Origin of the sequence: Cohnella sp. OV330, from assembly GCF_900112065.1 — a bacterium.
In the GTDB taxonomy this organism is placed as follows: Bacteria; Bacillota; Bacilli; order Paenibacillales; family Paenibacillaceae; genus Cohnella.
Genome location: NZ_FOKE01000008.1, coordinates 45,867 through 64,552, shown reverse-complemented (window position 1 = coordinate 64,552; position 18,686 = coordinate 45,867). Strand labels below are relative to the sequence as shown.

The window sequence follows — 18,686 nt, the reverse complement described above, 5'->3', positions numbered from 1 at the left end:
ATCGAACATGGCTAACGCTGCACAAGCCGGTGCCGGAAACGGCGATCTTGCAGGGAAGGTAGCGCTGGTCACCGGCGCCGCATCGGGCATCGGTCTCGCGTCCGCCGTTAGGCTGGCCCGCGACGGCGCAAAAGTGGCGTTGCTCGGGCGAGGCGGCGACGACGAGCTGGAGCAGGCGGTACATAAGATCGCAGGCGCCGGCGGCGAGGCGATCCCCGTCGAAGCCGACATTTCCGTCGAAGCCGAGGTGGAAGCCGCCGTTAAAAAGGTGCTCGATACGTGGGGCCGGCTGGATATCGTCGTGGCCAACGCGGGCATCAACGGCGTGCTCTTGCCGATCGAGGACATGGGGTTCGACGATTGGAACACGACGATCGGCATTAATCTGACCGGCACCTTCCTCACGGTCAAATACGCGGTCCCCGCGCTCAAGAAGCAAGGCGGCAGCATTATCATTACGAGCTCCATCAACGGTAATCGCGTATTTTCCAACTTCGGCTTCAGCGCCTACAGCACTTCAAAGGCCGGGCAGGTCGCGTTCATGCAAATGGCCGCCCTCGAGCTCGCCAAGTACCGCATTCGCGTCAACGCGATCTGTCCGGGCGCCATCGAGACGAATATCGACGAAAACACGGACCGACGGCCCGAAGTCGACGAAATCGCGATCCCGGTGGAGTTCCCCGAGGGAGACCAGCCGCTGCGGCACAAGCCGGGCAGTGCCAAGCAGGTCGCCAGCCTCGTGAAGTTTCTTGCTTCCGACGAGTCTTCGCACATTACCGGAACGCCTATCTACATTGACGGCGCGGAATCGCTCATTCACGGTTGATCGCGGCTTCGAGCCGCCACAAATCAACACGAAATGCCCAGGAAGACTGCCGCAAACATACTAGTCAAAGAAGGTGCGCGACATGCAGCTCGAGTGCTTCTACCATTCCCCGCGCAGCAACTGGGCTTATTCCTACGACAAGGACACCTTCCATCTGCGAGTGAGGACCAAAAAAGACGATGTCGAGAGCGTCGTTGCCGTCACCGGCGACAAGTACGACTGGGAGCATCACCATCACGATTGCCGCATGGAGAAGATCGCCAGCGACAGCCTGTTCGATTATTGGGAATGCGAAGTCAAACCCGAGCGCAAGCGGTTTTCTTACGGGTTCAAAATGGCTTCCGGCGACGAACGAGTATGGATGATCGAATCCGGCATCTTCGGAGAAGAGCCGTTCCCTCCAGGCGGTTACTACGAGATGCCGTTCATTCACGAGATCGATATATTCAAGCCGCCCGAATGGACGAAATCGGCGGTTTTCTATCAGATCATGCCCGACCGGTTCGCTAACGGCGATCCGTCCAACGATCCGGCAGGCGTCCTTCCCTGGGGCGGCGCGCCGACGCGCGAGAGCCACTTCGGCGGCGATCTTCAGGGCATCATCGACCGGATCGATTATTTGACGGAGCTTGGCGTGACCGCGGTCTATTTGACGCCGGTGTTCGAGGCGCCCAGCAATCATAAATACGATACGATAGATTACCGAAAAGTAGACCCGCATTTTGGAGACGCGAAGACGCTTAAAAAGCTGGTCGACGCCGCGCACGATAAAGGCATCCGCATCGTGCTCGACGCCGTTTTTAACCATACGAGCGTGGACTTCCCGCCGTTCAAAGACATCGTCAAATACGGCGAAAAGTCCAAATACAAGCATTGGTATCATATTTACGATTATCCCGTCCGTGTCGAAGAAGGCAATCCGAACTACGATACGTTCGGCTTTTTCGCCCAGATGCCGAAGCTCAATACGTCCAATCCGGAGGTTAAAAATTACCTGCTCGGCGTCGCCGAATACTGGCTCAAGGAAGTCGGCATCGACGGCTGGCGCCTGGACGTCGCCAACGAGATCGACCATACGTTCTGGCGGGACTTCCGGCGAACGGTCAAAAGCATCAATCCCGAAGCTTATATTATCGGCGAGGTATGGTCCGATTCGCTTCGCTGGCTGCTCGGCGACCAATTCGATTCGGTCATGAACTATCCGTTCGCCGATCGCGTGAACGAATTTTTCAGTCCGGGCGACGCCGATGCAGGCGACTTTGCGAGCAAGATAAACAATGTCCTTATGCGATACCCGCAACAGACGAACGAAGTCGTCTTCAATATGCTGAGCAGCCACGACACGCCTCGCATATTGACGATGATGGGATCGGACAAGCGGAGGCTCAAGCTCGCGATCGTGTTTTTGCTTACGTTTATCGGGACGCCCTGCATCTTCTACGGCGACGAAGTCGGACTCGCGGGAGACGGCGACCCCGACTGCCGCAAGTGCATGGAGTGGGAATTCGAGCGACAGGATCGCGAGCTGTTCGATTTTTACAGACTGCTGATCGACCTTCGCAAATCGAATCAGGTGCTTCGCTCGGGACGCTTCCGCTTCCTGAAGGCGGAATCCGGCGACAGCGCGGTCGTCTATGAGCGGATCGACGCCAGCCATCATTTTACCGTGTGGATGAACAATTCGGAGGAGGAGGCGATCCTCGCTCACCCGATGGTTGCCGACGACTGGATCGACGCGCTTAGCGGCGAACCGGTCAAGCCCGAGGACGGGCTGATGCGCATCGGCCTGGAGCCGCTCGGATACCGAATTTTAAGCCGTTCGATCGCGTGAGACCTGTACCGGGATACCTGCATCGCAGATGCAGGTATCTTTTTTTCGGACACATTTTGTTCACAATTGAAAATTTAGTTCGAGTTTCAAGTTATATATGCGTTGGTTAATAACTATCTATGATTGATCTGGCAGTCATTTTCAAGGAGGAAGAGCAGAGGATGAGCAAGCATAACGTGTTAGCCATGCTATTAGCCGGAGGGGAAGGCAAGCGGCTGCATCCGTTAACGCAGCAATGGGCTAAGCCGGCCGTACCTTTCGGTGGAAAACAACGCATCATCGATTTTCCGATCAGCAACTGCTTAAACTCCTTCATCGATAATATCGGGATCGTCACCCAATACCGTGCCGAATCCATCCACCAATATTTGAGCGAAGCTAAACTATGGAGCGCCGGATCGCGCGCGCAGCGCGGCCAAACCCTGCTGCCGGCCGATCGTCTCGGCGGCGAAGGCTACATAGGCACGGCCGACGCGATATATCAAAATATAGATTACATCGACGGCCACGCCCCCGAGGACGTCCTGATCCTCTCCGGCGACCACATCTACCAAATGGACTACGCCCCCCTCCTCTCCGCTCATCGCGAGAGCGGCGCGAGCGCGACGATCGTCGTCAAAAACGTCGCGTGGGAGGAAGCGAGCCGGTTCGGCATCATGAGCACGGACGAAGCGGGCCGCATCGTGGACTTCTCCGAAAAGCCTGCCGTGCCGAAAAGCAACCTCGCTTCGATGGGCGTTTACGTATTCCGCTGGAGCGAGCTGCGCCGCCTTTTGCTGCAGGATGCGGCTGATCCCGCTTCCTCGCGCGACTTCGGCAAGGACTTGATCCCGCGCATGCTCGCAGACGGCGATTCGCTTTGCGCTTATAAATTCGGCGGCTACTGGCGCGACGTGGGCACGATCGGCAGCCTCTGGGAAGCCAACATGGATCTGCTCGACGGCGCCGTTCACATCGGTACGCCGGAATGGCCGATGAACGCCTCCGCCCTGTCTTCGGTCGTGCATTTCTCGTCCGGCGTAGGCGCGCAAATCCGCGGTTCCCTCATTCACCAGGGCGTTGCGGCCCGCGGCGAGATCGATCGCTCCGTCGTCTCGATCGGCAGCCAGATCGGCGCGAACAGCCTGATCCGGGACAGCGTCGTCATGCCGCACGCGAAGATCGGCAAGCATGCGAAGATCAACCGCGCCATCATCGGCGAAGGCGCCATTATCGAGGACTATGCGGTCGTCGGCGACGGTTCGGATATCGTCGTCATCGCCCCGGGCGAGCGCGTCAAGGCGAACGTATACATGGCGCCGGCGTTCGACCGCATCAAGGATATGAAGGAACGCATCGTCGGCGCAGGCAAGCTGGATCAACCGGCCGCGCTGCTTACGATCGCCGAATAATCGCTTACTCGCGAAGAAGGCGGGCTCCCAATAAGGGAGCCCGCCTTCTTTTTTGGCGTGGAGACGAACGACGGAAACACGTTCAATGCTTATAATCATAATTTCGGGCTGCAGGTATACGGAAGTTAGCGCATATAAAAAAAGCAGTCGCGGACGCAAAGGCTGAATCCGCAAGGATTCGCTGGCGCCGCGACTGCGGCTAGATCAATCGAGCGGCCGTATCGCCTCCGGCTTGCCCCACAGATAGCCTTGGAAAAGACGGTATCCGAGCGCATGAAGCCAGCGGTAATCCTCCTCGCGCTCGATGCCTTCTGCCAACGGAACGGCGCCGACCTGCAAGGCTGCCTGAAGCAGCTCGCCGGCCATCCGCTGCTTGGCCGGGTCGTCGCTGACGTTGTTCGCCGCGCCGCGGTCCAGCTTCATATAATGAGGCTTGATCTCGCGGAGCAGCTCCGGCGTGCTGAATCCCTCTCCTACGTCGTCCAGCGCATAGCTGAAACCCTGTTCGGTGTAGTAAGACAAAATCGACTTCAGATGGTCAAGGTCCTCGACCTGCTCGCTCTCAACGACTTCGAATACGAAGCGCGAAGCGTCCAGACCCAGCTCGCGCGTCAAAGCGGTCGTCGTGCGCAGACAGTGCTGCGGAGAATAGATCGACGTCGGAATGAAATTAATGAATACTTTACCCTCCAGATGAACGGCGCTACGCACGGCGGCCATACGGCACATGCGATCGAGCGCATAAAGCCGGTTGCGCCGCTTCGCCGCGGCAAACACCTCGGCCGGCGACAATAGCTTGCCGTCTTCGGCTAAAAACCGCGCAAGCACCTCATACCCGTAAACGTCGCCGTCCGCCGCCACGATCGGCTGGGCGTACGTCGCGACGCGTTCCTCCGCGATAATGCCTTCCACCCAGCGCTCGCGCAAATCGTCAGGCAAGTCTTTCATCGGCTTCCAATCGCCGTCGTTCACGCGGTAAACCATTGCCGACGGGCTCATATGATCGAGACAAAAAATCGTAAAAATCGGCGACTGCGGATTCGCGAAGCAAGATCGTATCCGGATTGCTTTGCTTCGGCGCGCCGCGTTTTTCCAAAAAGCCGGCGATCGCGCAGGCCACGGCTTCGTTTTCGGGATCGGAGAGCCGCACTTCGTACAAGGACTCTCCCGCCATGCATGATCGGCAACTCATCTGCACACTTCCTTCGGTGTCGAGCGCGATTAAGGTTCGACGCTATACATTCGCCGTATGCGTCTTTATTCCTACCTTTTCGCCAAAGGAATTGAAAAAGACAGCCTTGAGGCTGTCTTGGACATCACTGGAAATGCGCGGACAAGCTATGCGCCCGGCGCCTGAAGCGCCGCGAGCAGCCGTCCCACCTCGCGATCGATATCTCCCGGCTCGCAGGCGTAATTGTACATGCCCAGAAAAGTGCGCGTCGCCTGTTCGTCGGCGCCGATCAGCCGGTATGCGCTCAGCAGCTCCTGCGGGAACGGGACATTTCGGGTCATTTGACAGCCGATCTCGAATCGGCTCATTAATTTGGCCTGCATCCCTTCTTCGTACCGGGCGGCCATCTCCTCCCATGCCCCTGACCAATCCGCAGGCCGATAGTCGGACAGCGTCCGCGCGAGCAGCCCTGCGCCGAACACCGCATCGTGCATGCCTTGGCCGATCGCCGGATCCTTGAACGAGAACGCGTCGCCGATCAACGCCCATCCGCGGCCCATGCCCTGATGCCAATCGTTGTCGTAGCCGAGCAGCGCGCGTATGCGACCCGCGAACGTCGCGCCGCGCAGCCGCGTCGGGAAGTCCGTCGCGGACAAGCCTTCTTCGGCCAGCGCCCGAAGACCCTGCTCCGGCTCGTCGCGCAGCCGTTCGATTCGTTCGGCGTCGGTCAACGGGAACATGAAGCCTAGCACGTACTGCGCGTCGCTCGTCGGGAAAGCGATGGCGAGCTTGTCGCCTTGCTTGTAGAACTCCACGAATCGATCCTCGCCCTGATCGTAGCCGTCTACATAAGCGACATAGGAAGCATAATCTGTCGGCACGGCCATTCTCCGCTCGGCGCCCGCCCACTGCCGAACGGAAGATCGGCGCCCGTCCGCGCCGACGACGAGCGAGCCCGCAAAAGACAGAACTTGCCCCTCTTTCGTGACCCCTGTCACCCCCGTCACCGCGCCGTCCTCGCCGCGGACGAGCGCGGTCGCCCTAATTCCGCTGATTGCCGTCACCCCCGGCTGGCCGCGCGCATGGCGGAACAGGATGTCGTCGATGTATTTGCGCTTCACGCACAAGCAGCCGTCGATGCCGTCCACCGCGGGAAAACGTCCGTCGATGACGGCGCCCTCGAAATCGATGTGCGCTCTGTTGTAAAGCGGGGTGCCCGTCGCCAGCAATTCGTCCAGGACGCCCATTTCCCTGAATTTGGACAGCGTGTTCGCGTATACGTTGTGCGTGGATAACGTGTCGCTCGGAAATTCGGCGCGGTCGAGCAGCAGCGTCCGCAGCCCCAGCCGCGACAGCTCCCAAGCCAGCGTGGCGCCGGCGATTCTGGCTCCAACGATGATGACGTCGTATGATGCGGTCATCCAATCCCTCCTTCTGTACCTTGACGGAAAGAGTATAACGCCATCGCGCGTCATGACGACAGTTACGGCGGTCATCGGATTCGTCACCGGTTCGCGAGGGTCGTTCGAAGCAGAAGCCGCATCCCAAAAAGCCATTAATTATGAGAAATGGCCGGCACAAAGCGAACCGAGCGGTCGTTGCGCCGCGCCGACGTCGCATTTCCGGTCTTCCCCTCGCCCATCCGCTCGGTTACAGTAGAAGAACCGGTTAATGAATGGGAGGCTTTATTTTGAATACGCCGTTATCGACGAGTCGAACCGTCGTCGCGCAGCAGCGCCCGATCTCAACGAAGGACCATGTGGTCTTCGCGGCGGCCACGCTGCTATATTGGGCGACGATGTATATTTACGTGCCGATATTGACGCCATTTCTCGAGGACCGCGGCCTGCCGCTCGGTACGATCGGCCTTATCGTCGGCAGCTACGGATTGACGCAGGTGCTGATCCGCTTCCCGCTCGGCCTGTACTCGGACCGCCTCAGCAGGCGCAAACCGTTTTTGTTCGCCGGCATGGCCGCCGGACTTTTGAGCTGCGCGTTATTCCTGTATGTAGGCGGCTGGGCCGGTCCTCTGTCCGGCAGGCTGGTCGCCGGCATCTGCGCGTCGACCTGGGTGCCGTTCACCGTGCTGTACGCTTCGTATTATCCGCCGGCGCAGTCGGGCAAAGCGATGAGCACGCTAAGCTTCCTGACGGTCGTCGGACAGCTTGGCGGCATGACCTTAAGCGGCTATCTGGCGGGATCCGGCGACTGGAACGCGGCGTTCGCGGCCGGCATCGTCATAGCCGCAGCCGGCGGCGCGCTCGTCGCCTTCGTACGCGAGCCTCGCATTGCCCCTGCTGCGGACACGAATGTCGAGCGAAGCGTTGTGGAGACCAGCAAAAGGCCGACGCTCGCGATTCTCCGGGAATCGCGTCAGCTGCAAATCGTCTCTTTGCTGTCCTTGCTGGCCCATTGCGTGCTGTTCATTACGATGTTCGGCTTTACGCCGCTGCAAGCGGTCGAATTCGGCGCCGGCAAAAACGGCCTCACCGTACTGGTCGTCTCCTTCATGGTGCCGCACGCGCTCGTCTCCCTGTGGACCGGACGTTATATCGCGCCCCGCTTCGGCACGCGGCGCGTACTCCTTTGCGGCTTCCTGCTGGCCGCCGTCTGTACGGCGCTCATACCGTTCAGCGGCAGCTTTGTCGGCCTGCTGGCCACGCAAGCGGTCAACGGCGTGGCGCAGGGCTTGTATTTGCCGCTTCTGCTCGGCCTGGCGATCAAGGATATTCGTCCGTCCGAGCGCGCCACGGCGATGGGATTCTACCAATCCGTCTACGCCGTCGGCATGTTCGCCGGACCTTATCTCGCCGGGTGGCTCAACGCCGGCGGCGGCCTGAAGGCGGGGTTCGGGTTCGGCGCCGCGATCGCCGTCGCCGCTGCCGTCGTCGCGCGGCTCGCCATTAAAGGCGAACGCGCTGGCTAAGCGCATTCCAATAGATCGACTATGCGACTCCCAAGCGCTGTCAGAGCTTGCCTTGAAGCGCCAAACCCGCGCACGCGATCGCGATCATGGCCAGCAGCAATCCGTCCCTGGCTTGCAAGCGCAGACGCTCGGCTTCGCTGGGCATGTCCCGGCGGCCGACGCCGCGGCTCTCGAGCGCCAACGTCACGGTCTCGCCCATTCGGAACAGCGCCAGCATAAAAGGCACGGCCGTACTGCGCAGCTTGCGAAACATCGCGGCGGGCGAGCGCCCGGTGTCTTTGCCCCGCGCGACGGCGATTCGCGCGAAGCGATCCCACTCCGCCAACAGCTGCGGCACGAATCGCAGGATCAGCGTCACCGTCAGGACGAGACGCTGCGACCGTCTCGCCGCGCCGCCCTTCCGCGGCAAAATCTGCGTGAGCGCGCGCCGCAGGCGAAGCGGCGGAATGGCGGACGGCAGCGAGATCCCGATGGCGAGCACGAGCCAGGTTTTCGCGAACGAGCGAAACGTAGCGAGACCGTCCGCAGCGTGCCACCAGTCGCCGTGCGCGCCGCTGCTTCCCGTCAAGCCGGACAGCGCCGTCGAGGCGACGGTAAACAGCGCGAACGCGACAAGCGGTCCCTTGTACTCGCGCAGCGGCAGCCGGGCGAGCCAAACGATCGCTGCCGCAACGATGGCCGAAGCCGCCAATCCGGTCCAGCCCGTCGCCGCGAACATCGACAGCGACAATGCCACATATCCGAGCCATATCGCTCTCGGATCGAAAGCGGACAGCCGGTTGCGCTCCAGCTCGACCGCAGGCCGCCGCCTCTTCATTGCCGGCTCTCCGCCATCGGCTCCAAGCCTGCCGCCCGAACTCGCGAGCCCGCCCAGGCGCTCGTCCGCCGCATTTGCTACGTCATCGCCGTCCCCTCTCCGTTTCTTTCTAAACGCCGCTATGTCCGCCGCTTTCCACAGCCGGTCTTCCCCGAATCCATGCCGCCATGCCTCTCTGGACGCCTTATACGATTCCGGCACGCGAAGATCCGCTTCCTCCCACCATTCGGGACGTTCGAGCAGCGCGCGCCGGGTGCAGTGCCGGATCTCGCCGTCGGCCCCGAGCAGCAGCAGCTCGTCCGCGAGCGGCAGCGCCCAGTCCGGATCATGCGAAACGAGCAATATGCCGCGCCCCTCCCGCCGTTCTTTCTCAAGGCTGCGAGCCAGCCTTTCGCAGCCTTGGGCATCAAGGCCGGACGTCGGCTCGTCCAGCAGCAGCCACGGCGCCGGCGCCGCCAGCGCGCAAGCGAGCGCCGTCCTGCGCCGCTCTCCGCCGCTCATCGCGTACGGATCCCGCTCCAGCCAGGACGTCCCCCATCCGACGCCCTGCAGCGCATCGTCTTTTCTCTCGCCGCGTGCCGCCTCATCCAGCTTATACGGGCGAAGCGCGTAATCGAGCTCCTCATCGACCGACCGGGCGAACAGTTGATCCTCCGGGGATTGACTCGCGTAGCTGTATGCCAATAAACGATGACGGCGCGCGTTTGAATAGCCTCCTGCCGGCGACTGTATATGCCGGGGCTCAAATTCGGCGCGGACGTCCTCGGCCTCGCGCAGACCGGCCGCGATCTCTAGCAGCCGGGTCTTGCCCGAGCCGTTCGGACCGAGGAGAACGAAGATTCGTCCCGACGCCAGCGTCAGCGAATTCGCCGCGCGAAGCAGGGCGCCGTTCGTATCGCCGCGCAGCGGCAGACCCTCCAAGCGCATCGCGAGAGGGAGATAGGACATAACCGAGCGCGCTGCCGTGTCGTCGGGTTGATGCACATTCGAAACGTTCTCCCTTTCGAATCCGTAAAGCCCGGCGCTCCGGGAGTAACCGACCGTACGGCGCTGCTGCGCGATTTCCCTTGCCAGCTCGGCGCGGAACGGCAGCCGGAGTCCGGCCAGAAGACAAGGCGGCACGGAAGGCGCTGCATTCCCGCGCGCTTCGCCGTACAAAAATTCGTTCACTTTACCGTCGTATACAAGCCTCCCTGCCGCAAGCGCGACGACGCGGCGTTCGGACTCTCGCTCCAGCTCTTCGATTCGCTGCGTAATCCAGACGATCGAGGCGCCTTCGCGCTGCCTCTTCCGTGCCAGCTCCCGCACGAACGACTGCGAATCGCCGTCGAGCATCGAGGTCGCTTCGTCCAGGACGAGCAAAGGCGCATGGCCCGCCGCCGCGGCGGCGACGGCCGCGAGCTGGCGCTGTCCACCGGACAGCGCGCTCCATGGCAGGTCCGCAGCTTCCGTAAGGCCGGCTTCCTCCAGCACCTCGTTCGCTAGACGCATAATTGACGAACCCGGGATGGCTAACCATTCGAGCGCGAATACGATCTCTTCGCGCGGCGTCGTCCCGAATAGCTGCGCGTCAGGCTGCTGCATCACATAAGGCGCCGGATCGTCCCCGGCAAAGCCGCGCTCCCAACGCTCGGCGCGAAGCTCGCCGGGAAAGCCGAGTCCCGCGACGATTTTACCCAGCGTCGACTTGCCGCTGCCGTTCGTCCCGACGACATACAGCCACTCGCCGGGCGCCAGTGTCAGGTCGACCCGGTCGAGCAGTGCCGGCGCATTCCCTGCCGCATCGCCCGCTGCGTCCTCCCGGTAGGCGGACATCGCCTTGATAACAAGGGGCGAGCCGTCGGACGAATGTCTCGTGCGCGAATCTATCGTTACCGTCATTCTTAAATTCCTTCTTCCCAAACCGGTTATACCATGCTAGAATTCCAATTGTTAACCACCTTCTAGATTTTAGGTTAACATTTGAGAGGAGAATTGACAATGTCTCAACCGAATCGCTGGCCCTCCGATCGGAGCGCCGAGACTCAAGACGGCGCGATCGTCGTACGGCAACACGCCGTTTCCGCCTGGATCGGCAAAACCGTTTTTACGGCTTTGTTCGCCGCGCTGTTCATCGCCTTTAGCTATGTCTCGATTCCGCTAGGCTTCACGAGCGTCCCCATCACCCTCCAGACGCTGGCCGTCATGCTCGCCGGCGGACTGCTGGGCGCGCGGCTCGGCTTTTCCAGCATCGCGGTTGTCGTGCTGCTGGCTGCCGCAGGACTGCCCCTCCTCCACGGGCGAGGCGGGCTCGCGACGGTATTCGGGCCGACCGGCGGCTTCATCTGGATGTTTCCGTTCCAAGCGCTGTTTATCGGAATGACGGCCGATCGGCTCTTCCGCAAAGGCCGCAAGACGACGTCGCGTACATACGCCATTCTGATCGTATCGATCGTCCTGTTCGGCATCGCGCTATCTTATGTCGGAGGCGTGCCCTGGTACGCGCACAAGGCGCATGTCTCGCTGCATACGGCGCTGGTCGGCGCCTGCTACCCGTTCCTTCCCGGCGACTTCGTCAAAGGCGCCGCGGCCGCGGTCATCATCGCCGCGCTGCGCCCGGCGCTTTCGGGCACGCTTAGTCGTCTGGCGAGACGTTAATGAACGATTGCTTTGCACGTTCTTTGCAAGCTTGCCATCCGTAATGAAAAAGATCGCCCTTCTCCCCGTCCTGCGACGGGGAGAAGGGCGATCTTTTCATGCAAGGCATTCAGATGACCGTCAATCCGCCGTACCTCGCCAGCTCTTCGATCAGCCGTTTGTAGATCGGCAGCCTGAATTCCATCGGCCCCGTGCGGTGAATCCCGCCGCGGTGATGCACGACGACTTCCTTCGCATAGACCGCATAGTACGCGCTCCCTGCAGCGATCGACCCGTAGGCGATCTCGCCGCTCGCCGTACGGGCCGCTCTCATCGCCTTCCGGTCGAGACGGACGCTCTCGCAGGGAACGACGCTCACGATATGCTCGAACAAGATGTAGTAGTTCATATGCGGCTTTTGCACGACCAGTTCGCGCGTCGACAAGGTCAACCCGAACGGGCCTTTTTTGTGGGAAACCTTGAGTTCGCCGGTCAAGCCTTTGATTTGCAGAAAATCCGAGATCGGAATCACCTTCTTCCCTGGAAATGTACGCTGGCCGGGCAAGTCTCCATCCAGGCGGACCGCTGATAGACGAAGGTACAGGCAGCGGTCGGCCAAGCGGCATATTCTGATGACATGCGGCTGCCGCGCGGCAGCAAAGTCCTGCAATCGGGAGCGTGAAACGGTGCGATGATCAGCAGCATACTGGACCTTATCGTCAGCGATCTGCCGGAGCGAACGGTCCAAATGACGTCCGGCTGCGCGTACGGCGATGAAAACGCCTTGACGGAGATCGGGGACGGTACCGAGGTCACGCTTGTCAACGGAAGACATTCCGAAAAAGCGGTCGTCCGCATGCGCAGCGGAGGCGAATGCTTTCACGGCAGCTTCGAGCTCGGCGCCGCCTTGGCGAGACAGCTGCGGTTGACCGGAGACAAGCGGTACAAACTCGTCTATGACACGGAACGAAAGACGCTTAAGATCGGCCTGTCGCCGTTGTCGGCGGCGTCCGCTTCGATCGGCAGCGATGCCAAGCTCGGCGCCGGCCGCTTGTCGATCGGATATGCGCTGCTTAGCCGGCTCGGCTTGCCTGACGATAGGCGGGATCACACGCTGACGCTCAGGCACGGCGGGCGATCCCGCCGACTTGCGGTCCGTTCGCCCGCCAATCTGTTCGAGAGCGGGCTGAATCTGCATCCTGACGCCGTTCGCGCGCTCAAGCTTCGGACCGGCACGGCCTACAAGCTGAGCTACGATCAGCGGTCGAAGGAGCTCGTCGTCAAGCCGGCCGGAAGCAAGTCTGCAGGCGCAGGACAAGACAAAAAAGAAGCGAATCGTTCAGGCGGCACGAACCGTTCAACCGGCGCTAGCCGCTCGGAAGGCGCCAACCGCTCGGGCGGCGTCAATCGATCCGCCGGCGCGAACCGCTCGGGCGGCGGCTCCGTCTCTCATCCCCCCGCTTCCGGAAAAAAACGTTCGACGGGCGCCGCCGGCAACCGTCCCGCCCCAGAACCGAACGCGCGCGCGCGAACGCGCAAACCGACGTCTCCCGCCACGGCTCGCGACGACCGTCCGCCGGCAGCCCGCGTCTCGAAGCCGGTCCGGCAGGAGAAAATCACCCGGCCGGCGCCCGTCTTCCGCACGGTCAAGGGAAGCGGCGCCGGCAAGCGAAGCAAGTCCGGCCCCGCCGCCGCGTCCACGCCGTATATGCCGAAGGGCCGCGCATAATGCCGCGGCCCTTCTTGCCGTGAGCCGAGATAATCCTGCCGGGGCAGGCTCGCGCTACGTGAATCCCTTGCCTTTAATACCGTCCGACGATCAATCGATGCAAGTCTCCGGCTCTTCGGCAGGCGGCGTCGCCGCTTCGACGTCGAGCTTCTCCGCGACCGTGTCGCGAATGATGCTGACGATGGACTGCAGCATATAGTTGACGTCGGTCTGGCTTTGCTGGAACTGCTGAACGACCGGCATGCCGTCGAGCTCGTCCTGAAGCGTCGCGATCTCGCCTTCGATCTTTTCGACCATCGCCGGATTTTTGAACGTCTTTTGGAACGCGACGAGTTCCTTTTGCTTCTTTTTAATCTGGGAGATCAAGCCTTGCACTTTGTCATGGCGCTGAATGAGCCGCTCCGCGTTCTGGTACGTTTGCACCTCGTCGGCCGTCGTGATGAGCTGGGCCAACTCCTTGGCCCGCGCGAGGATGTCGTCGCGCAGGATCAGCTCCCGGTTGTCGAACTCGGGAATGACGTAGCCTTCAGGTTGTCCGAGATCGGGTACGCCGTGGCTGCAGCCGTCGTGGCCGTGATGGTGATCGTGCGAATGCTGAGACATGTAATGGGTTCCTCCCGAATGTGAACTTCCTCTTATTAGTTTAAACGCCGCCGGCCGTTTTCGGCAATTCGCGCTCCGCTTCCGCCAAGCCGATCGCTTCGGCCCGGATGAACCAAGTCTGCGGCTGCGTGACGCGTACGTTGGCGAACTGACCGATCCACGACTTGGGGCCTTCGAAGTGGATCAGCTTGTTGCTGCGCGTACGCCCGGACAGCACGTTCGCGTTGTTCTTGCTCTCGCCTTCGACGAGCACCTCGACGACCTGGCCCGTCAGCTCCAGGTTGCTGGCCAAGCTCATCTCGGCGATCACCTCGTTCAGGCGCGCGAGCCTCCGCTGCTTCGCCTCGTACGGCACGTTGTCCTCCATCTCGGCGGCCGGCGTGCCGGCGCGCGGCGAATAGATGAACGTATAGGCCATCGAGATGCCCGCTTCGCGAACGACCTCGATCGTCTCCTCGAACTGTTCCTCGGTCTCGCCGGGGAAGCCGACGATGATATCGCTCGTCAGCACGGCGTTCGGCATCGCGGCGCGAATGCGTCCGACCAGGGACAGGAATTGCTCGCGCGTATACTTGCGGCTCATCCGCTTGAGCACTTCGCTGCTGCCCGACTGGAACGGCAGGTGAATGTGCTCCACCAGGTTGCCGCCTTTGGCGAGCACCTCGATCAGATGGTCGTCGAAGTCCCGCGGGTGGCTCGTCGTGAACCGGACGCGCGGAATGTCGATCTTTCGGATGTCGTCCATCAGATCGCCGAACCGGTAGTTCCGGTCCGCGAAATCTTTGCCGTAGGCATTGACGTTCTGCCCGAGCAGGGTGATCTCCTTGAAGCCTTGGCGCGCGAGCTCTCGCACTTCGGCGATGACGTCCTCCGGCACCCGGCTCCGCTCCTTGCCCCGCGTATACGGCACGATGCAGTACGTGCAAAACTTGTCGCAGCCGTACATGATGTTCACCCAAGCGCGAAGGCCTTCCCGCTTCTTCGGCAGGTTCTCGATGATGTCGCCTTCCTTGGACCAGACCTCGACGACCATCTCCTTGCCGTAATGCGCTTCCTTCAGCAGCTCGGGCAGACGGTGAATGTTGTGCGTGCCGAAAATAAGATCGACGTGCGGGTGCTTCTCCAAAATGCGATTGACGACCGATACTTCCTGGGACATGCAGCCGCATACGCCAAGCACCAGCTCCGGCTTCTGGAGCTTAAGCCGCTTCAGGTGGCCGAGCTCGCCGAACACTTTGTCCTCCGCGTTTTCGCGCACCGCGCAAGTGTTGATCAAGATGACGTCAGCCTGCTGCTTGTCTTCTGTAGCGATGTAGCCCATTTCCTCGAACAAGCCGCGCATGATCTCCGTGTCGTGCTCGTTCATCTGGCAGCCGTACGTGAAGATGCAGTAATACCGGCCTGCGCCGAATGTCTTCATGTCCTCGCCGATACCCGTATCGTAGTGGACCCGGATCTCTTCTTTGCCGCGTTTCTTGCCTTCCCGAAGATCGGGGGGCGAAGAGATTTGAACGTTGCGGCCGTTGATGCGATATGTCGTCTTTCCGTCTTCCTGGGCAATGACCTTTGCGCCCGAGAAGTCGAAGTATTTGGCATAATCTTTAGCCGGACCGGCGTCTTGCCGTCCTTGGCCTTCCTTCGTCATGCGAAGAGATACCTCCTGTCGTGCGCCCTCATAGCGTTGGGACCATTCGATTCTCCATTATAGCATAGCAAATTAAGGCGCCCAAGCCTATTCCGGCGGCAAAAAAGAGCCGTTCGGCACGCGAGTGCGCGAAAAACCCGGCAGCGCTGGCTGCCGGGTCGCAAGTCTTTCATCTATTTGCGCAAATTGCGCGTGTCTATCATCCGATTTTGCCTGTCGGGGTGACTATTGATGCCGACGGGACGCTGCTCCTTGACCGCTTCGAAGTTCGCCTTCGCCCTGTCCGCGTGAGCCTGCCATTGCTTGCCTTCCTCCTGCACGTCGATTCCCTGCCTGTCCAACCTGCCGTTGTTCGCCATACGAATCCACCTCCGGGTTGAATAAGGACATGGATTAATTACCCGGGTAAGCGCAATCTTAACCATGACGAGTCTCTTTCTCCCGATTTTCCGCGCCGTTACCGCCGCCGCCAACCGAACACGCGCACATGGACGAGCGCTTTGGTCCCCCACTTCGACACCACGTACAGCACGATAAAAAGCAGTAACAAAGGCTTGAACAATATCCATGCGGCGACCCAAGCGATCCAAATTTGCCAAGGACGCATTTTGCGAACGTAATTGCCGGGCACGGCGAAGATTCGGTACATCGGATGCGCGCGTTGCAGCGCCTCCAGATACTCGTCCTGGAACTGCTTGTCGTCCGGATTGAGTCGGATCGCGCTTTTCATGTACGTCTCGTCAAGCTTGAAATCGCCGCGCGTGCGGGCCGCCCAAGCCAAATGCAGCAGCACGTGCGGCGTCTCGGCATCGAGCCGGATCGCCTGGGCGTCGATCTTCGCGGATGCCTCGAAGTCGCCGAGGAGCGCCTCGACGTAGCTGAGCAGGGCGAGATAAACGGGATTGTGAGGCTGAATCTCCAGCGCGCGAAGCAGCTCGGACTTGGCAAGCTGGAATTGTCCTTTTTTATTGTAATAGTTGGCGTTCAAATAATAATAGAACGATTCATACGGATCGAGCCGCAGCGCTTCGGCCAACGCTTCTTGGAACTCCTTGAGCCGGCCGGTCTCGTAGTAGGCGGATACGCGCACGAACCAGGCCAGCAGATGCTCCGGATCTCTGCGCAGCGCCTCCTGCGCCCAATGCAGCGCTTCTTGGTGCCGGTCCATGCACAGATGGACGCGACCGGCAAGCGCCAACGCGTCCGCGTCCTCCGGATCGAGCGCCAGCAGCCGCTGCGTCTCCTCGAGCGCTTCCTTGTATCTTTTCCATTCGATGAGTTGCTCGGCCGCCCTATAGGACGCCTGCCAAGCCGCTTGTTCCAACCGCGCCGCCTCCCCGCTTGCCGGACCGCTTATTTAATGCCATGCTTTTTCGCGTAGTCGAGCACGATTCGATAATCGCCGTTGGCATCGCTGAACGTCGCGTAATTTTTGGCCGTCGAAAACCACTCCAGCGTCGTCGCCTTTCGCATCTTGGCCGAGCGCCGCAGATCGTCGTTCGTGATCGGCTCGATCCGGCCCGATCCGAGCATGCGCTCCATGGCCGACTCGACCGCGTCCTTGACGACCTGCTCGAGATCCGCGCCCGAGAAGAGTTTCGTCTCCGCCGCGATCTTCCCCAGCTGGAGTCCCTCCGCAGGCTTGCCGGACAGCTTAAGCTCCAGGATCCGCTCCCGTTCGGCTTCCTCCGGCGGGGGCACGAAGACGAGATGGTTGAACCGTCCCGGCCGCCGGAGCGCCGAGTCGAGATACCAAGGCGTATTGGTCGCGCCGATGACGAATACGTTCTCGTTTTCCGCCTGCAGGCCGTCCAGCTCGAGCAACAGCTGATTGACCAGCATCCGATCGTGATGCTGTCTCATCTGATGCCGGCTGCCGCCCATCGCGTCGAGCTCGTCGATAAAAATGACGCAGGGCTTGCTCTGCCTGGCTTTATCGAAGATGTCGTGCAAATTGTGCTCGCTCTGGCCCGCATACATGGACAATATGGCCTGAAGCTCGATATGCAAGAAGTTCGCGTCGATCTCGCCGGCGACGGCACGGGCCAAAAACGTTTTGCCGCAGCCCGGCGGGCCGAACAGCAGGAGGCTGCCGCCCGCTTCCTTGCCGTAGGCCGCGAACAGTTCGGGCTGCTGCAGCGGCAATATGAAGTTCATCCGGATTTTCTTTTTGACGTCTTCAAGGCCGCCGACGTCGGCGAACGTTTCCTTCGGCTTATCCGATTCGACGAGCGACTGATCGTCCTTGCTGAATTGGATGAGCTTCAGGTTTTTCCTTCTTTGCTCCGCGATCTCGTCCCGGTCGGACATCTTCGGTACCACCTCGGCTTTTATGATAAGGAATATACACAGTTTACCATATCTATGAAAAGTCCATCGCGTCCTATACTTGCAAGAAGACGCAAAAACGCGTCTCCGCTCGCATCGCGGAAACGCGTCTTTCAATTTCCTATTCCAACAGTTCGGCGAAGTCGCCCGTCGCCGCCCCGGAGGCGTTGCCTTCGTCGGTGTCGATATGCATGTCGAGCGCAAAGGACGCCGATACGCGCGCGATGACGTTCTCGAACACGAGGCCGCGCTCTCCGCCGACCCGCACCTTGAGCAGCTGCTTGTCCGCGATGCCGAGCCGCTCCGCGTCGGACGTATGGAAATGAATGTGCCGGGCCGCCACGATGACGCCTTCGTCAACCGTCACTTCGCCGGCCGGGCCGACGATCCGGATGCCGGGCGTCCCTTCGATATGGCCGGATTCGCGCACCGGCGGCTTCAGTCCGAGCGAGAAGGCGTCCGTGCGGGACACTTCCAGCTGCGTGGCCTTGCGGACCGGCCCGAGGATGCGAACCTTCGGAAAAGCGCCCTTCGGGCCATAAACCGCGACCGTCTCGTTCGCGGCGAATTGACCCGGCTGCGACAGCGGCTTCATCTCGGTGAGCTCGGCGCCTTCGCCGAACAGGATCCGGACATGCTCCTGCGTGAGATGAATGTGCCTGGCGGACACGCCGACCGGTATTTTTCTGTCTTCGTTCATCGACAAGACCTGCCTTTCGCGAGCGGCTTTTGTTTATTGAACATGTACACGATGTCATTATAACGCAAACATCGGCCCGTTACGCAGGCAAGGACGCAAGTTC

At 60.8% G+C, this 18,686-nt stretch carries 17 protein-coding genes; 6 read left to right on the top strand and 11 right to left on the bottom strand.

The window, feature by feature from the left end; translation table 11 throughout:
• The first annotated feature begins 7 nt into the window (after window positions 1–7).
• The 3 genes from BM235_RS19025 to BM235_RS19015 all read left to right on the top strand — a co-directional run bounded on the left by BM235_RS19025 (window position 8) and on the right by BM235_RS19015 (window position 4,048).
• Window positions 8–826: an SDR family oxidoreductase gene (locus BM235_RS19025; RefSeq protein WP_090115811.1), complete on the top strand. Its 819-nt coding sequence runs from the start codon at window positions 8–10 to the stop codon at window positions 824–826.
• 82 nt (window positions 827–908) lie between these two features.
• Window positions 909–2,657, top strand: a complete 1,749-nt coding sequence (locus BM235_RS19020) for an alpha-glycosidase (protein ID WP_090115810.1) — start codon at window positions 909–911, stop codon at window positions 2,655–2,657.
• 161 nt (window positions 2,658–2,818) lie between these two features.
• Window positions 2,819–4,048, top strand: coding sequence for a sugar phosphate nucleotidyltransferase (locus BM235_RS19015; RefSeq protein WP_090115809.1), 1,230 nt, complete (start codon window positions 2,819–2,821; stop codon window positions 4,046–4,048).
• Window positions 4,049–4,252: 204 nt separating this feature from the next.
• Here the strand turns inward: BM235_RS19015 and BM235_RS19010 are convergent, their stop codons facing one another.
• From BM235_RS19010 to BM235_RS19005, 3 genes are all read right to left on the bottom strand, one after another.
• A complete protein-coding gene (locus BM235_RS19010; protein WP_255374475.1) occupies window positions 4,253–5,032 on the bottom strand; it encodes an EAL domain-containing protein in 780 nt (259 codons plus the stop codon).
• Window positions 4,980–5,198 carry a hypothetical protein gene (locus BM235_RS32110; protein ID WP_177244252.1) on the bottom strand — a complete coding sequence of 73 codons (219 nt, stop codon included), beginning with the start codon at window positions 5,196–5,198 and terminating at the stop codon, window positions 4,980–4,982. The genes BM235_RS19010 and BM235_RS32110 overlap by 53 nt, the downstream gene beginning before the upstream one ends.
• Window positions 5,199–5,386: 188 nt before the next feature.
• Entirely contained in the window at window positions 5,387–6,640 is a 1,254-nt protein-coding gene (locus BM235_RS19005; protein ID WP_090115807.1) for an FAD-dependent oxidoreductase, read from the bottom strand.
• Window positions 6,641–6,909: 269 nt separating this feature from the next.
• Here BM235_RS19005 and BM235_RS19000 point away from each other — a divergent pair, with 269 nt between their 5' ends.
• Window positions 6,910–8,145 carry an MFS transporter gene (locus tag BM235_RS19000; RefSeq protein WP_090116061.1) on the top strand — a complete coding sequence of 412 codons (1,236 nt, stop codon included), beginning with the start codon at window positions 6,910–6,912 and terminating at the stop codon, window positions 8,143–8,145.
• 40 nt (window positions 8,146–8,185) lie between these two features.
• Here BM235_RS19000 and BM235_RS18995 read toward each other — a convergent pair whose 3' ends face one another.
• Complete coding sequence (locus BM235_RS18995) at window positions 8,186–10,843, bottom strand: ATP-binding cassette domain-containing protein (protein WP_090115806.1); 2,658 nt, start codon at window positions 10,841–10,843, stop codon at window positions 8,186–8,188.
• Between the two features lie 99 nt (window positions 10,844–10,942).
• On the opposite strand from BM235_RS18995, the gene BM235_RS18990 reads away from it, so the two are divergent.
• On the top strand, window positions 10,943–11,599 hold the full coding sequence (locus BM235_RS18990; RefSeq protein WP_090115805.1) for a biotin transporter BioY: 657 nt from the start codon (window positions 10,943–10,945) through the stop codon (window positions 11,597–11,599).
• Between the two features lie 109 nt (window positions 11,600–11,708).
• Here BM235_RS18990 and BM235_RS18985 read toward each other — a convergent pair whose 3' ends face one another.
• Complete coding sequence (locus tag BM235_RS18985; protein WP_090115804.1) at window positions 11,709–12,110, bottom strand: hypothetical protein; 402 nt, start codon at window positions 12,108–12,110, stop codon at window positions 11,709–11,711.
• A 159-nt stretch (window positions 12,111–12,269) separates the two neighbouring features.
• Here BM235_RS18985 and BM235_RS18980 point away from each other — a divergent pair, with 159 nt between their 5' ends.
• Window positions 12,270–13,307, top strand: coding sequence for a hypothetical protein (locus tag BM235_RS18980; protein WP_090115803.1), 1,038 nt, complete (start codon window positions 12,270–12,272; stop codon window positions 13,305–13,307).
• 90 nt (window positions 13,308–13,397) lie between these two features.
• Here BM235_RS18980 and BM235_RS18975 read toward each other — a convergent pair whose 3' ends face one another.
• From BM235_RS18975 to BM235_RS18950, 6 genes are all read right to left on the bottom strand, one after another.
• Window positions 13,398–13,910 carry a YlbF/YmcA family competence regulator gene (locus tag BM235_RS18975; protein WP_090115802.1) on the bottom strand — a complete coding sequence of 171 codons (513 nt, stop codon included), beginning with the start codon at window positions 13,908–13,910 and terminating at the stop codon, window positions 13,398–13,400.
• A gap of 40 nt (window positions 13,911–13,950) precedes the next feature.
• The gene (gene miaB / locus BM235_RS18970) at window positions 13,951–15,555 is read right to left on the bottom strand and encodes a tRNA (N6-isopentenyl adenosine(37)-C2)-methylthiotransferase MiaB (protein ID WP_090115801.1); all 1,605 of its coding nucleotides are present in this window, start codon (window positions 15,553–15,555) and stop codon (window positions 13,951–13,953) included.
• Between the two features lie 173 nt (window positions 15,556–15,728).
• A complete protein-coding gene (locus tag BM235_RS18965; protein WP_090115800.1) occupies window positions 15,729–15,914 on the bottom strand; it encodes a hypothetical protein in 186 nt (61 codons plus the stop codon).
• Between the two features lie 98 nt (window positions 15,915–16,012).
• Window positions 16,013–16,879: a tetratricopeptide repeat protein gene (locus tag BM235_RS18960; protein ID WP_090115799.1), complete on the bottom strand. Its 867-nt coding sequence runs from the start codon at window positions 16,877–16,879 to the stop codon at window positions 16,013–16,015.
• Between the two features lie 29 nt (window positions 16,880–16,908).
• On the bottom strand, window positions 16,909–17,865 hold the full coding sequence (locus tag BM235_RS18955; RefSeq protein WP_090115798.1) for an ATP-binding protein: 957 nt from the start codon (window positions 17,863–17,865) through the stop codon (window positions 16,909–16,911).
• Window positions 17,866–18,004: 139 nt separating this feature from the next.
• Entirely contained in the window at window positions 18,005–18,583 is a 579-nt protein-coding gene (locus tag BM235_RS18950) for a phosphate propanoyltransferase (RefSeq protein WP_090115797.1), read from the bottom strand.
• Window positions 18,584–18,686 lie beyond the last annotated feature (103 nt).